Below are 14,901 nucleotides of genomic sequence, written 5' to 3' on the forward strand. Positions count from 1 at the left end.
CCACTCCTCCTACAAATGCAGTTCACGCTTCTGTTGACGCTCTACCTATTATCCTCTCTGGATAGCACTTTTACAAAACCGGGATGCTCCCGATTGAATTTCACCAACAGTCTTTAGAGATTTCGCGGGAAATAGGAAATCGCCAATGGGAAGCCAATTCCCTAGGCAATTTGGGATTAGCTTACTATCAAGTCAGCAACGGACTTAGGATGCGTTATAAAAGTCTTTCCAAAATTTTAGCTTTCATTTTTAAAAAAATATTCATTATTTCGGATAATTATTGGCTTGAGCAAGCTGAAACAGCACTTCGTGCCTCAATCAAAATTCTTGAAACTCTGCGTTCTGAATTAGTTAATAATGACCATAAAGCTTCAATCTTTGAAACCCAAGTATTTGCCTATCGCCTGCTGCAACAAGTCCTAGTCGCCCAAACTAAATTCGATGAAGCCTTAGAAATATCAGAAATGTCGCGCACCCGTGCCTTCGTCGAGTTATTGCAACAAACCTTATTAACAAATGATTTACCAGCGAATGACCAAGCAGAAAGATTATCAATTCCCAAAATCCAACAAATCGCCCGCGACAGAAACTCCACAATCGTTGAATATTCGATTATTGATTCAGACATCATTTACATCTGGGTAATCCAACCAAACGGCAACATCACCCATCACGCCGCCAACCTCGAACCCCTCAACCAACAAAACCAAACCCTCAAACAAATCATCCTCAAAACCCGCGTCTCCATCGGCACCGAAGAAACCGACGACCAAGGCAACAAAATTCAGCTAGAATCCCAGTACAAACGAGACGAAACAGGCCGCTTTCCCCTACTGCAACTCCTCCATCAAATCCTAATCGAACCAATCATTGACTTACTCCCCACCGATGCCAATAATCCCATCATCTTCATCCCCCACTACGACTTATTTTTAGTTCCTTTCGCCGCCTTGCAAGATAGCAACAACCGCTACCTAATCGAAGATCATACCATCCTCACCGCCCCTTCCATCCAAGTATTAGAAAAAACCGCCGAACATCAACAGCGAGTGCGAGGATTGAGACAAGCCGCCCTAATTGTCGGCGATCCAACCATCGCCGCCAAATTCAACGAAAACCCCTACAAACTCCGCCAAATCCCCAGGGCAAAAGAAGCCGCCGAAGCCATAGCCGCAACTTTAGGAACCCAAGCAATTAGCGGAGACAATGCCACAAAAGTCGCCATTTTAGACAGGATGCTAAACACGCGCATCGTCCATTTATCCGCCCACGGACTCCTCGACGATTTCCAAGGTTCCGGCATCCCCGGCGCGATTATTTTAGCACCATCAGGAGATGACGACGGCGCACTTAACGCCGCAGAAATCCTGCAATTAAAACTCGATTCCGAACTCGTAGTATTAAGCGCGTGCAGCACCGGGCGCGGTAAAATTACCGGAGATGGAGTTGTCGGATTGTCGCGCTGCTTCATCCTCGCCGGAGTCCCCAGCATCATCGTTTCCCTGTGGAATATAGGTACACCAACAGCCAAATTGCTAATGACGGAATTCTACAAAAATTTAGCACGGGGCGACAATCGAGCAGCGGCTTTGCGGTGTGCTATGCTAACTACAAAAGCTCAATTTCCGAATCCGAAAGCTTGGGCTGCATTCACTTTAATTGGCGAAACCGAAACTTTACCGCTATCAACTGAAAAAACAGATTTAAGGAGATTAGTCATGTCACTTCCCGATGATAAACCTAAAGAAATTGTGGTCGCTTTTAGTAAGTTATTGAAAATATCGGAACCGCAATTTGTCGCCGAATTATCCGCGATTGATATTGGTGCGATGGATAATGTGAATGTTATAGCTGAAAGAATCAAGGATTGGTGCAAAAATAACCCTCAAATTGAAGATAATTTGGAGAATGAAATTTATGAAGCGGCTGCGGGCGGGACTGATAGTGATGCACCGGAGGAAGTTGTGAGGGAGTTTTACGAAACGCTGAAGGAAAATAAGATTCGATTGGGTTTGTCTGAGTCTTCTGTGGATGTGGTTGAAACTGATACTTCGGGCACAGAATCGACATAAAAAACTCTTGTCCCCCCCTTATTAAGGGGGGCTAGGGGGGATCGGAGGAATGTGGAGTCACAGATAAATCTCGCTTGCACTCCAGTCTCGATCCCCCTAAATCCCCCTTAATAAGGGGGACTTTGAACCGCCACGGAATCCCCTAAAATAATTAACAAACTTGATTATGAGCCAAGAATGGCAAATTAAAAATCCCAGCATTACCCTCTTTCCTTTCCACCTGCGGGATGATAGCGACGCAGGCTACGGACAAGTAGCCAGAAATGCTCAATCCTTGTGGGACAATCTAGCAGATAATGTCGGCAAAGAATTTAACATCCACGAACTAAAATCCCTCAGAGACAAGCTAATTTGCTACAAAAACGGTGTGTATTATCCCGACGGCGAACGGGAAAATCTGACTAACGAACAATTGCTAATTCCAGATGGTGGAAAAACTCTGAAGTTTCCGCAAATTATTCAGCCAGATAACCAGAAACTTGATGGTTCTATCTATGCCCTACGAATTCACGACACTTACACCGCAGACTTGACATTTTACTATAAAAATGTCACAATGAAAGTAGCGGACTTAACTCGATTAAATCCCCAAGGTTGCTTGTTGCCAAATGCAATTAAACCCTCTCTGGGACAAACATTATTATTATACGCCGAACCAGCAGTTTATGATAGTTACCGCAAACTAGCTGACGAATCGGTTAAAGCTTTTGTACAAGATAAACAGCAACCATTAGTAGAGTTTCGCGCCGAAGGAAAGTTATTCGGCAGTCCGATTTTTGAGTATGACAGCCGCGAAGATGATGCGCGTCAGCGGTGTCATTTTTTAGTATGGTTGCGAGAGAATTCCCAAACTTTGAAATTCGCAACCCTGGCGTTTAATTCTAACTTGATGAATCTGCTGTGCTCTCGCGCTAAAATTGTATTTGTGTATGGCGAAGCTAGGAAAAAGTATCGAAAAGCACAGCAAATAGTCAGCGAGTTAGAAAAGAAGCTTCCCGAATTCAGTCAAATAGAAAGCGAACAAAATCGACAAGTTAAGTTGCAGAAGTTAAAGCAATTGCTGGCTGAAGTCCGCACTAAAATGTTTGATTGTGCTCAGCAAGTGCGGTATTTGCAAGAAGACAGAAATACTATTGACACTAATGCTGAAAATTATGGTAATGCCTTGACAAAAATTAAAAGTTTGTGCATCCCAGGCGATAATCTAGATTTCTTGCAGAAGTTTCTAGATTTGGCTGAGAATAAATATCAGCGGCAAATTGAAATAGATTTAAACTACTTGATTGCTAGTCAAGATTTGTTCCAGCAGTCGATATCCACTGTGCGGGGGATGGTGGAAATTGAACAAGTAGAATTGGACAGGGAACAGGAAGACGGGGAGAAAAAGCACGATCGCCAGCTTGAGAATATCATCTTTTTTGTCGGAACTGCGATCGGCGGCGGACAAATCTTTTCCGCCGCCTATCCTCTAATTAAGGATAAACCGATTCAATGGCAACTCGATTTTTCTCTACCGCTGCATCCCTTTGCGGCGACTATTATCTGGAGTCTGCTGTTTGGCTTACTATTTGGCTTGTTAATGCTGGGTATCGCCGTGTGGGTAAGGAAAACTTTTCCCCGATAAATGAGTTAGCCGAAATCAGGACACGTCCGAAATCAGGACACGGCAGTGCCGTTTCCCTACAATTAATCCTCGGGCGATGGTTATATCCTCGCAAGGGCGATCGCGGCCGATCCCTCGCCCTTGCTACGATGTTTTGGGGTAGGGAAAGGGCATTGCCGTGTCCTCAATTGCTGGTAAAATAACCCGGTTTCTGGGCTATAAATTACAAATATCGAGTTAACTGGACTCGGTAGCGTTCCTTCTTAGTAACAGCAACTTCCCCAATTTCCAATCTTCCCTTGCCGGTAACAGCAATTAAATCTCCAGACTTGACATTATAACTAGCTTGAGTAATGTCTTTCCAGTTAACTCGCACGTCACCGCTGTCAATTAAATCGGCCATTTTGCTGCGAGACATTGCGAACCCAGCCGAGGCGACAGCATCCAATCTCATGGATGCTTCAACGGTTGTCATTTCTTTCTTTTTGGGTTCTCTAATTTTGAGTTCGCTCAACTCAATGCGCCGCGTTTGTACAGGAACCGATCGCACTTGCTGCAAACTCATCTCCAAATACTCTACCATCTCCGGCATGACAATGGCTTGCGCGCCGCGTTCTCCCAAAACAATCACATCGCCAGTTTTCTCCCGGACAATTCCCGTACCTAACATCGCCCCCAAAAAGTCGCGGTGAGAAGCTGTATCGAACAAGAAATTGCCAGCGATTTCTACCGCAGCAACGTTAACGCTAGCAGAGTCGATCGGGATATCCGATCGCGCGATCGCAATTCTTTGTCTTTCAGCTTGCGGGTAGCCACCCCAAGCCACTAATTCCACGTCTGTTAAGCGCTTAAATACCGTCAGAGTGTCCGCCAATTCTGGAGGAGACAGAAAATCAGTCTGAGTAACTTCCCAAGTTTTAATTGCTTGTTCCGCTTGGTCGAGTACCCGCGCCACACATTCGCGGTTTTCGATGCCTTTTAACAGTTCTTCTTTTTGTAACATCAGTTAATGCTAGATTCTAATTTGAAATTGCCAAAAATTGCTGTAAGTAAAAAGTCTACTTTTTTAACAGTCACGCTACTTTAATTATAGTCTAAGATCATCAAATAACGATCGTAGGATTTTAGTTGCTGGTAAAGCTGATATGATGAGCACGATTATTGTACCAAATCTATGAAGTCTTCGAGTTAAAGTTTTTGCAAGAGCTCGATCGAGTATGGCAGCAAAATTGTCCACCCAACTACTTATTCTTCTTCACCCGCAAATACAGTTCTTCCATCGCCTCAATAAACGAACCATCCTTGTGCCAAAACTGTGGAAAATCTCCCTGTTTCTTCACCACGATCGCACTTACCCCACTTTGCGCTGCCACCTCAATCGTCTGTGGCAATCGCTTCGCACCATGCCAAAACTCTTTCAGGCTGACCGTTTGCGCCTCACTGGCGATCGCCTGCGTGTAATAGGAATCCACCGCCACAGGAGCCGCTGCATCAGCCGTTAACTCGGCAGAAAGTGCCATTCCCAAAGGCGTTTTTGCCAATTCGCGGTGCAGCACTTCCTTAGAAAGCCCCCGTAATTCAAACAGTAAAAATGGATCTTTGTCCAATTCGGCCGCCACCAAATAATAAACTCCGGCAATATGTTTGCAGGGATTGCTATAGTCTGGGCAAGAGCAAGTAGTCTTAAAGTCCTCGCGGCTGCTGGGTAAAAGGTGCAATCCGAGGGGTGCAAAAGCATTTTCAATATTGTCGGGCATTTCGTTGAGCAGCAGCCGAGAAATGAAGCTGGCTTTTGATGCCATTTGGGCGATCGCCACTTTCCACTTTTCCTGACTAATCGGCTCAAACTCAATTTTAGTTTTGTACAGAGGCTCCTTATAAACCCCAAAATAAGGATTAACCGAGCCTCTTACTTCTGCCCTCACTAAGCCATCATTAATCTTAAAGCTTTTTACCTTGTCATTCCGTGCATAGGAACGTCCCCGTCCGAGCCGCCCAGAATCAGTAAATCTTTCCAGACCCTCGATAAATTTATTGCCCCACCAAGTCCGAGTAAATTGTGACATATTTTTTGGCTTCTCCTAATCTAGAACCGCATTTTTATTGAGCCTAATTAATTTCTTAAATGCCTCATTATCCAACTCAGTCAACCACGACTCATCCGCACCAATAATTGACCCTGCCAATTTCTTTTTGTCTTCAATCATTTGGTCAATCTTTTCTTCCAAAGTGCCAATCGCTACAAACTTATGCACAAACACATTTTTTTGTTGTCCGATCCGAAACGCCCGATCCGTTGCCTGATCTTCCACCGCCGGATTCCACCAGCGATCGAAATGGAACACGTGATTGGCTTTTGTCAGCGTAATTCCCACGCCGCCCGCCTTCAGTGACAGAATAAATACCGAAGGTTCAGACTCTGGATCTTGAAACTCTGAAATCATCCGTTCCCGTTTTTCGCGACTGGTGCCCCCGTGGATGTAGTAAGTGTTGTAATGTAGCGTTTGTTTAATATATTTTTCCAACGCGCTTCCCAGTTCTGTAAACTGCGTAAATACCAATAAACTTTCGCCTTCTGCTTTGACTTCCTCAATCATCTCGATCAGCCGTTCCAGTTTGTGCGATCGCTCTGGTGTAAACTCACTTTCATCTTGCAAAAACTGGCGCGGATGGTTACAAATTTGCTTCAGCTTCAGCAGTGTCGCCAAAATCATCCCTTTGCGCTTCATCCCTTCCGCCGCGTCAATTTCTTGCTCTACCTCTTTGACAATCGCTTCATAAAGCGAAGCTTGCTCGCGGGTGAGATTGCAGTAGAGTTTTTGCTCAACTTTGTCGGGGAGATCCTGAATAATCGACTTATCGGTTTTCAGGCGCCGGAGAATAAAGGGTTCCACTAATTTTTTGAGCGCTGCCGATTGCGTGCGACTCCCATTTTTTTGAATCGGGATCTCAAACAACTTCCGAAACTGCGCCTCTTTACCCAGATAGCCCGGATTGAGGAAATTAAAAATTGACCATAAATCCAGCAATCGATTTTCCACGGGTGTTCCAGTCAGCGCCAACCGATGGGTAGCAGGCAACTTTAAGATCGCCTTTGTTTGCGCCGCTTTCGGATTTTTAATATTCTGCGCTTCATCAATTACTAAGCGATGCCACGCTACGCTGCTCAACAGTTTCTCATCTTTGCGCGCCAAGGTAAAGGAAGTAATCAACATATCGCAACCTTGGACGGCGGTTTTGAATTCCTTGGCGTCTTGCAAGCGCCCAGGGCCGTGGTGTATGAGCGCTCGCAATTCTGGAGCAAACTTTTCCATTTCCTTTTGCCAGTTACCAACTACGGATGTGGGCGCAATTAGCAACGTGGGTAGAACCGAAGGTGCGATCGCTTTTTCTGTCTTTTTTTCCGTCTCTTTTTTAGTAGATAAAACTTCCCGCTCTTGCAATAATCGAGCAATTACCTGCGCCGATTTACCCAAACCCATATCATCGGCAAGACAGCCATTTAATCCCAAACTTTCCAAATAACTCAACCAAGAAACGCCCCGTTTTTGGTAATCCCGTAGCTTGCCTTGAAACTTTGCTGGATCTGCAATTAACTCTAACCGACTCTTATCGTTCAGCTTCTCCAACATATCCGATAAAGCCCGATCGCGCTCAACCTCCAACTGTTCGCTCGCTTCTCCTTCTGCCGTCAACTTCATAAAGTCAATCAGGCTTAAATCGGGGTTTTCTTGGCGATGTTTTTTCCAAAACTCCAACATCTCCTGCATCTTGTCTTTGTCCAGTTCCATCCATTGTCCTCGGAACTGCACCAGCGGTGTTTTGCTATTTACTAACGCCTGCCATTCTTGTTCGCTAACCCGTTCACCCCCGATCGCCAATTCATATTGATATTCCACCAAGGAATCCGCCGAAAACAATCCTTTACCCTTGATTGCAGCGCTCTTGCTGCCCTTCCCTTTGACTTGCAGGCGAATCTTCACCCGTTGTCGTCCCTTCGGCGTCCACCAAGCGGGGACAATCACTTTGTATCCGGCATCTTCTAATACCCAAGCGGACTCGCTGAGAAAGGTGAAAGCATCATCTAAGCTGAGGGTAATGTTAACGGGTTTGTCGGTTTCTAGCCCTTGCCAAAGTTGGGGATAAATGCGGGCAGCGTAGCCGAGATTTGTCAGCAAATGTTGCTCAAAGTTGTCTCCGAATTGTGTTTGCAACTGTTTTTGTTGAGTCGATCGCGATCGCCAATAATCCTGCAACGGCACCCGCAGAGATGGGTCTTTTTTCGCAGCCGCCTGAAACTCTAAAATCCAAGGCTGTTCGGGGTTTTCGGGGGATTGTAGTTGAAAGCAGAGGGAGAATGAGTCAGCAGATTGATTGCGCGTAATGCGATCGCGCCAGGTTTGCCATTGCCGGTATTGTTCAAGGCTTACTCGCGCGATTTTTCGTGTTTGGTTGAGGCAGATTTGCAGTAAAGAATCCGCAATCTTATTTTCAAACGATGCTGGGATGGGGGTTTGAGTGACAATTTCCGCGATCGCACACTCGGAAAAATGCCGCAGCAACCGTTCGCGATCGTAGAACTTTGGTGTATCTTGTAGCTGGATCTTCCGAAAACCGGACACACAAACTAAAGGCATCCATTCAACATAGCGTTGTAAATCAGTTTCGTACTGTGTTGAAACAATTTCCCATCCCGGATAAATCTCAAAGCTGGGTGCAATTTTGGCAGGTATTTTTGGAGTTTTTGCAGTTGTTTTGGTTTTTGTCTCGCCCGCTTTCTTACGCCCGCGCGTGGCTTTCTCAGCGGGTTCGGATGTTTCGATGGGTGCGATCGCGATCGGAGCAGTTTCTCGATAGCGCAACGCCGGAATATAATGATCTTTCAGAACAATTTGCTTAAAATTTTGGGTGTAGTGATACCAAAATAGCAAGTTTGAACCAAACTGAACTTCTGCTAAATCGTAGAGGGCAAAAAAATGCAGATCGTTCAATACTTTAGTCAAAGTGTGGGTGGCGATGGACACACAATCAACTTGCCAATACTCCAACTCAAATGTTTCGGGTAACTCTGTCTCTAAATATCGCGCTAGTTCTAAAGAAGGCAGCGGCTGGTTGTCAGCAGTGGGCAGTAAAAAATACCGAGGGACGATCGCGTATTCTCGCCCCATCGCACTTGTATTGCTGACTGGTGGCAGTTGCATCCCGGCTTCTTTCGTTAGAAACTCTCTTAACTGTGCCGTCTCCAATTGTCGGGGATGAACCTTAGCAGGCTGTTTTTTCTTTTGAGTGGTTTCAACCCAAAGACAAAAAGTTCCACCTTGAACAAAACTCTCTTCTGTTTGAGGAATCCAAGTCCCGTGGAGGATTTTCATAGGTCATACCAAACGCAACCTTTTGCCGCCTATCATATCATGAATGAGTGGGAAAAGATAAAAAGGCGGTTGAAAGCAGGTTTATACAAACCATGTCTGCTGGATGCCGACTATAGAGAATAACGTAATTTTACCCCACTTGTCCTCTTTAACTAGCAGAGGCGGGTTTTGACTAGATAGATGCGGTTTCAACCGCCGAGTCTTCTTACAAATTTAAAAAATATCCGTTAAATCCAACACAAAACCGGGTAGTACATCTTCACCGGACAAAGTTGCAGGTTCATCTAAAATTTCTACTTCTTTACCTTGACGGGAGATTTCTACTTTTCTATTTTTGCGATCGAGCAACCATCCCAACCTCGCTCCATTTTTCACATACAGTTTCATTTTAGCCCGCAATTTTTCTAGGGAGTCAGTGGTCGATCGCAATTCCACCACAAAATCGGGACAAATCGGCGCAAATTTCTTTTTTTCTTCAGCAGTTAAAGCATCCCATCTGTCGCGCCGAATCCAAGCAGCATCGGGAGAAATATCTGTACCGTCGGGCAGTTTAAATCCAGTAGAAGAATCAAAAGCAATTCCCAAATGCTTATTTTGTCTGCTCCAAGATTGAAGTTGATAGGATAAGTCAATGTTGAAATTACCAGTCTCGCTACCTGTAGGTGGCATAATAATCAATCCTCCACTAGCAGTGCGCTCAAATCTCAAATCCCGGTTGTCTAGACACAACTGAAAAAACTGCTCGTCTGTTAATTCGAGCGTTAATTCTAGGGGAGAATTGAGGGCGATAGTTTGTGATTCCATAACTGCCTCCAAATATTACACGAGTAAAATGTCAACAGTTAACAGTTAACAGTTAACCGTCAACAGTTGACAGTCAACAAATAACTAAGTCTCTGTATAACCTTGGATATTTTCCGGTTCAAACTGCTGCAAAATATTCGCAGCTTTCCCAGTCAAATCGTCAGTACCCTTAACCGCAATCAAAAATTTACCCGCATTCAAACGGTTGCGGTAGGGCAAAGCATCGCCGCTACCAAAAGCCATACCGCCCGCGCCTCCTACAAAAACGCTGCCCATCGCAGCGGCGATCGCACCGAGTAAGCCACCGATCGCGTGATCGCCAATTTCGCCCGCCCACGCAAAAGTCTTCAACTCAGTCATCAGACTGAAAGTAACGCCAGCAATAAAGCCAAAGGGAATCAGCCAAACAGCCATGAGTTTAGCTTGTTTCTTCGCTTGCTGGTTGGGGTCGATCAAGCCAAATTCATCAGCAGTTTTGTAGCCGCGGCCCAAAATGCTCACTTGCTTCATAGGCAAGCCTTCTTTTTCCAGAGCACAGTAGGCAGCTTCGGCTTGAATTCGATCGGGCAGTACGGCGATAAGATAATTCATTGACAATAATTCCTGATAGTTAGGCTGAAATAGCCAAAGTCTATTATATCCCGAAAAGACATACTAGCTAAGCAATTGGGGGATTTTAACACGGCCGTAAACTCCGATCGCCCGCAAAGCTAAAATATTTCACGCAAAAAACGGCCGACCTTGACCGAATACAGATACAATTCAAACTGCACAAAGGCAAGCTTGAGCTGAGCTGTTAGATACTGCTCTAAGTCTAAGTCTCAACTTTGAGCTCGCCAACGCTCGGTCTATTTTTACTATTGCACTCAATTGCTTGCTATGCCTAAAGTTCTAGTATCCGATCCGATCGACCAAGCCGGAATTGACATCCTCTCCCAAGTCGCCCAAGTTGACGTAAACACAGGACTCTCAGCCGAACAACTGGTAAAAATTATTCCAGATTACGACGCTTTAATGATTCGTTCTGGCACCCAAGTTACCAAAGAAATCATTGAAGCCGGGAATTCACTCAAAATCATCGGCAGAGCCGGCGTCGGCGTAGATAATGTCGATGTACCCGCCGCTACCCGCAAAGGAATTGTAGTCGTCAATTCCCCCGAAGGCAACACGATCGCCGCAGCCGAACACGCGATCGCCATGATGCTCTCCATGTCGCGCCACATCCCGGAAGCCAACGCATCCGTCAAAGCGGGTAAATGGGAACGCAACCGCTTTATCGGCGTAGAAGTTTACAAAAAAACCCTCGGCATCGTCGGTTTGGGCAAAATCGGCTCCCACCTCGCCGCCGCAGCCAAAGCAATGGGCATGAAACTGCTGGCCTACGACCCCTTCATCTCCACCGAACGAGCCGAACAGTTGGGCTGCCGCTTGGTAGAACTCGAACTGCTGATGCGCGAATCCGACTACATCACCCTGCACATCCCCAAAACGCCGGAAACCCTGCACTTAATTAACGCTGAAGTGCTCTCGAAAATGAAGCCCACGGCCCGCATCATAAACTGCGCCAGAGGCGGCATCATCGACGAAGCAGCCCTAGCAGAAGCCATCAAAGAAGGTAAGATCGCCGGCGCAGCTATAGACGTTTACGAACACGAACCCCTGGAAGCCGATTCCCCGCTGCGGAATGTCGGCCAGAACATCGTGCTGACGCCCCACTTGGGAGCATCCACAGCGGAAGCTCAGGTGAATGTGGCGATCGACGTTGCCGAACAAATTCGCGACGTGCTGTTGGGATTGCCCGCGCGATCGGCTGTGAATATACCCGGCATTTTCCCAGACTCGATCGAAAAACTCAAACCCTACCTGCAACTCGCCGAAACCCTCGGCAACCTCGTCAGCCAGCTAGCGGGAGGCCGAGTCGATTACCTCAACGTTCAACTGCAAGGCGAATTAGCCAACAACCAAAGCCAGCCCGTAGTCGTTGCCGCCCTCAAAGGCCTGCTCTCCCAAGCCCTGCGAGAGCGCGTTAACTACGTCAACGCCAGCATTGAAGCCAAAGAACGCGGAATTCGGGTCGTCGAAACCAGAGACGCCTCGATTCGCGACTATACCGGTTCCCTGCACCTCTCGGCCAAGGGAACCCTCGGCGAACACACCGTGACAGGTGCAGTGCTCGGCGAAAGCGAAATTCGGATTACCAGCGTTGACGATTTCCCGGTCAACGTTTCCCCCACTCACCATATGCTGTTTACCCTGCACCGCGATATGCCGGGGATTATCGGCAAAATTGGTTCCCAATTGGGCAGTTTTAATGTCAATATTGCCAGTATGCAGGTAGGCCGTAAAATCGTGCGAGGCGATGCGGTGATGGTTTTGAGCCTCGATGACCCTCTACCAGAAGGGATACTGGCCGAGATCCTCAAAGTTCCGGGAATTCGGGATGCTTACACGGTAAATCTTTGATGGATTTTGGAGTTTAGATTTTGGATGCCAGGACTGATAATTGGTAATGGGTAATTGATCGTTGGTAATTGGCAAGAAAGCGGGAATTTTTCTATTAGCCAATCCTTATTCCTCACTCCCCAGTTCCCAGTCTCCAGTTCCCCTGGGCCAATCTAAAATCTAAAATCTAAAATCTAAAATCGTTATGGCACATAGCTGGTGGGAAATTAGAATTCTTTGCGACCCGGCGCTGGAAGATATCATCTTTTGGCGTCTGGAACGGTTTAACTGTCGGGGAACTGCTACTGAGCTCAAAAGCAATTCCTGCCTGATGTCGGCTTATTTGCCCGAAGAACAGGCAGGATTGCTGGATTTGGCCGCTCTGTCTCTGTGGCTGCGCCAAGATGCTCTGTGTGTAGGCTTGCCCCTACCTGCGATGCAGTGGGATTTGATTGAAGAGGAAGACTGGGGCAGCACTTGGAAGCAGCACTGGCAGCCTCAAGAAGTGGGCGATCGCTTTTTAATTAATCCGGCCTGGCTGCCCCCACCGACTGATACCGATCGCGTTATTTTGCGTTTAGATCCCGGTGTGGCTTTCGGTACCGGTGCTCACGCTACTACTCAACTTTGTCTGGAGTCGCTGGAAATGCGTCTCGGTTTTGATGACAAAGAGTGCATCGTTGCCGATATCGGCTGCGGATCGGGTATTTTGTCGATCGGCGCGGTGTTGTTGGGCGCTACAAAAGTTTATGCTTTGGATACCGATCCTTTGGCAGTGCGATCGACCATTAGCAACAGACTACTCAACCGCGTTAATTCTCAGCAGTTAGTTGCAGATCTCGGCAGTATCGATCGCTTGAAAGAAATGGTAGATGAGCCGATCGACGGTTTGATCTGCAATATTTTAGCAGAAGTAATCATTGATTTAATCCCGCAGTTCACTGCAATTAGCAAACCGACTACTTGGGCCGTGCTCAGCGGCATTTTGCTCGAACAAGCTAAGCCAATTGCCGATACTCTCGAACAGCACGGCTGGATTGTCGCTACTCTGTGGAAGCGCCAAGATTGGTGTTGTTTTAATATTCGGCGCAGTTAGCGTTTTTAGATTTGAGAGTTGAGATTTTAGGACTGTTGTATTCATTCTGAGCCATCTGGATTACTTGGTATGCGATCGGGTTCAACCTCTCGCACAGCTTGATATATTTATTGATAAAAAGTAGAAGTAATCGCGCTACTATGAAAGTATAAACAGCTTGAACAAGAAAGCTATGGACGTTGAAGAACTATATAGGCGTTATGCTACCGGAGAGAGAGATTTCCCTGGAGTTGATTTAAGTCGTGCTAACTTAAACGTTGCTGGCGTGGGTGATATCAGAGACCTCGAACCAGGTCAAAATGACTTGAGCGGTATCAATCTCAGCAGTGCTAACTTGACTAGAGCAAAAATGAGTCATGTTAATCTCAGCGCTGCTAACTTGAGTAGTGCTAACCTAGACTCTGCTACCCTATGTGGTACTATATTGACTGGTGCCAATTTGAGGAAAGCTATTTTAGATTATGCCGACCTGGTATGCGACCTAATTGATGTTGACTGGAGAGAAGCCAGCCTGTTTTGTACAGGATTGGCTGGTACTGACCTAACCAGAGCTAACTTGATGGGGGCAACATTTCAAGTTCATGTAGAGGGGCGTTTGATTTTCCTTGATACTATCATGCCAGATGGTACTATTAATAATGAAAATTATCCCTCAAAAAATAAGTATAGCAACCGCCAACGCGGTTAGGATCTAAACTAGAAGTATTCCATTTTGCTGCTTCTAAATTTCATTAAAAGTCAATAGCCTGGTAGGTCAAGCCAGCTTTCCAGACTAATTTGTTTGCTGTCTAGACCATCAGCCTTCTGATTCGATTATTTACTCAATCTCCAGAGGGAATATTTGAGAAAAAGTCAAGGTCAGTCAACTCCTCGATTTGCTTAATCGTCAGTTTCTATCTCAGCATCTTCATCAGTCACAACTTGTCCATCTGGCATGATAGTATTTCGCTTGTAGCTGTCGCCTAAATCGCAACCTTCAACAAGTGCTCCTCTCAAATTGGCCTCGTACAGATAAGTTTCACCCATCATTGCACCTCTAAGGTCTGCTCCTTCCAGATTGGCTCGATCTAAGCTAACTTCAAATAAACAAGCATTTTGCAGGTTGGCATTTCGGAGATTAGTAAATCCGAAATTAGTACCTGTCAAGTTGGCATTACTTAGGTTAGCTCTCTCCAATGAAGCTCTTTCTAGATTAGTTTCTAAACTAGCATTAGACAAATCTGCTTCGTCCAGGATAGCATGACTTAAATCAGCATCTTCCAATCTAGCCGCTCTGAAAATAGTACGTCTGAGATTGCTTTCTTTCAGCATGGCACCTCTTAAGTCAGCTTCACTGAAATCAGCCTCACTCAAGTTTACGCCTCTTAGTTCTGCATCTTCTAGATTAACCCGACGAAAATCTCTTTCACCCGCTGCGTATCTTTTGAGCAGTTCTTCTGCGTTCATAACTTGCCTCTTTAATCTATTTACACTTTCAAATGATGCTGAAGTTCTATCCTCTGGGGTAAGTCC

The 14,901-nt window shown here is 46.0% G+C and carries 11 protein-coding genes; 5 read left to right on the forward strand and 6 right to left on the reverse strand.

Annotation, left to right across the window (positions count from 1 at the left end; translation table 11 throughout):
- Nucleotides 1–83: 83 nt before the first annotated feature.
- Nucleotides 84–2,072, forward strand: coding sequence for a CHAT domain-containing protein (locus E5S67_RS16125; RefSeq protein WP_246276810.1), 1,989 nt, complete (start codon nt 84–86; stop codon nt 2,070–2,072).
- A 166-nt stretch (nt 2,073–2,238) separates the two neighbouring features.
- Nucleotides 2,239–3,696 carry a hypothetical protein gene (locus tag E5S67_RS16130; protein ID WP_172188936.1) on the forward strand — a complete coding sequence of 486 codons (1,458 nt, stop codon included), beginning with the start codon at nt 2,239–2,241 and terminating at the stop codon, nt 3,694–3,696.
- 202 nt (nt 3,697–3,898) lie between these two features.
- On the opposite strand, the gene E5S67_RS16135 is transcribed toward E5S67_RS16130, so the two are convergent.
- The 5 genes from E5S67_RS16135 to E5S67_RS16155 form a co-directional block, all read right to left on the reverse strand.
- Nucleotides 3,899–4,678, reverse strand: a complete 780-nt coding sequence (locus tag E5S67_RS16135) for a photosystem II electron transport protein, Sll1252 family (RefSeq protein WP_172188938.1) — start codon at nt 4,676–4,678, stop codon at nt 3,899–3,901.
- 238 nt (nt 4,679–4,916) lie between these two features.
- A complete protein-coding gene (locus tag E5S67_RS16140; RefSeq protein ID WP_172188940.1) occupies nt 4,917–5,741 on the reverse strand; it encodes an SWIM zinc finger family protein in 825 nt (274 codons plus the stop codon).
- 15 nt (nt 5,742–5,756) lie between these two features.
- Nucleotides 5,757–9,047, reverse strand: coding sequence for a DEAD/DEAH box helicase (locus tag E5S67_RS16145; protein WP_172188942.1), 3,291 nt, complete (start codon nt 9,045–9,047; stop codon nt 5,757–5,759).
- Nucleotides 9,048–9,260: 213 nt separating this feature from the next.
- On the reverse strand, nt 9,261–9,851 hold the full coding sequence (locus E5S67_RS16150) for a Uma2 family endonuclease (protein WP_172188944.1): 591 nt from the start codon (nt 9,849–9,851) through the stop codon (nt 9,261–9,263).
- Between the two features lie 84 nt (nt 9,852–9,935).
- Nucleotides 9,936–10,442 (reverse strand): hypothetical protein, encoded by a 507-nt coding sequence (locus E5S67_RS16155; protein ID WP_172188946.1) that lies wholly within the window; start codon nt 10,440–10,442, stop codon nt 9,936–9,938.
- 288 nt (nt 10,443–10,730) lie between these two features.
- Here E5S67_RS16155 and serA point away from each other — a divergent pair, with 288 nt between their 5' ends.
- The 3 genes from serA to E5S67_RS16170 all read left to right on the forward strand — a co-directional run bounded on the left by serA (nt 10,731) and on the right by E5S67_RS16170 (nt 14,077).
- Nucleotides 10,731–12,314, forward strand: coding sequence for a phosphoglycerate dehydrogenase (serA, locus tag E5S67_RS16160; RefSeq protein ID WP_172188948.1), 1,584 nt, complete (start codon nt 10,731–10,733; stop codon nt 12,312–12,314).
- A 184-nt stretch (nt 12,315–12,498) separates the two neighbouring features.
- Nucleotides 12,499–13,389 (forward strand): 50S ribosomal protein L11 methyltransferase, encoded by an 891-nt coding sequence (gene prmA, locus E5S67_RS16165; RefSeq protein ID WP_172188950.1) that lies wholly within the window; start codon nt 12,499–12,501, stop codon nt 13,387–13,389.
- 157 nt (nt 13,390–13,546) lie between these two features.
- Nucleotides 13,547–14,077, forward strand: coding sequence for a pentapeptide repeat-containing protein (locus E5S67_RS16170; protein WP_172188952.1), 531 nt, complete (start codon nt 13,547–13,549; stop codon nt 14,075–14,077).
- 191 nt (nt 14,078–14,268) lie between these two features.
- Here E5S67_RS16170 and E5S67_RS16175 read toward each other — a convergent pair whose 3' ends face one another.
- Complete coding sequence (locus E5S67_RS16175) at nt 14,269–14,835, reverse strand: pentapeptide repeat-containing protein (RefSeq protein ID WP_172188954.1); 567 nt, start codon at nt 14,833–14,835, stop codon at nt 14,269–14,271.
- Nucleotides 14,836–14,901 lie beyond the last annotated feature (66 nt).

Source organism: Microcoleus asticus IPMA8 (assembly GCF_013179805.1).
Taxonomy (GTDB): Bacteria; Cyanobacteriota; Cyanobacteriia; order Cyanobacteriales; family Microcoleaceae; genus Microcoleus; species Microcoleus asticus.

What these genes read in the sequence shown, in the direction of transcription:
- serA (WP_172188948.1), top strand. Translation starts at nt 10,731, where the DNA reads ATGCCTAAAGTTCTAGTATCCGATCCGATCGACCAAGCCGGAATTGAC.
- E5S67_RS16155 (WP_172188946.1), bottom strand. Translation starts at nt 10,442, where the DNA reads ATGAATTATCTTATCGCCGTACTGCCCGATCGAATTCAAGCCGAAGCT.
- E5S67_RS16150 (WP_172188944.1), bottom strand. Translation starts at nt 9,851, where the DNA reads ATGGAATCACAAACTATCGCCCTCAATTCTCCCCTAGAATTAACGCTC.
- E5S67_RS16135 (WP_172188938.1), bottom strand. Translation starts at nt 4,678, where the DNA reads ATGTTACAAAAAGAAGAACTGTTAAAAGGCATCGAAAACCGCGAATGT.
- E5S67_RS16130 (WP_172188936.1), top strand. Translation starts at nt 2,239, where the DNA reads ATGAGCCAAGAATGGCAAATTAAAAATCCCAGCATTACCCTCTTTCCT.
- E5S67_RS16175 (WP_172188954.1), bottom strand. Translation starts at nt 14,835, where the DNA reads ATGAACGCAGAAGAACTGCTCAAAAGATACGCAGCGGGTGAAAGAGAT.
- prmA (WP_172188950.1), top strand. Translation starts at nt 12,499, where the DNA reads ATGGCACATAGCTGGTGGGAAATTAGAATTCTTTGCGACCCGGCGCTG.
- E5S67_RS16145 (WP_172188942.1), bottom strand. Translation starts at nt 9,047, where the DNA reads ATGAAAATCCTCCACGGGACTTGGATTCCTCAAACAGAAGAGAGTTTT.
- E5S67_RS16140 (WP_172188940.1), bottom strand. Translation starts at nt 5,741, where the DNA reads ATGTCACAATTTACTCGGACTTGGTGGGGCAATAAATTTATCGAGGGT.
- E5S67_RS16125 (WP_246276810.1), top strand. Translation starts at nt 84, where the DNA reads ATGCTCCCGATTGAATTTCACCAACAGTCTTTAGAGATTTCGCGGGAA.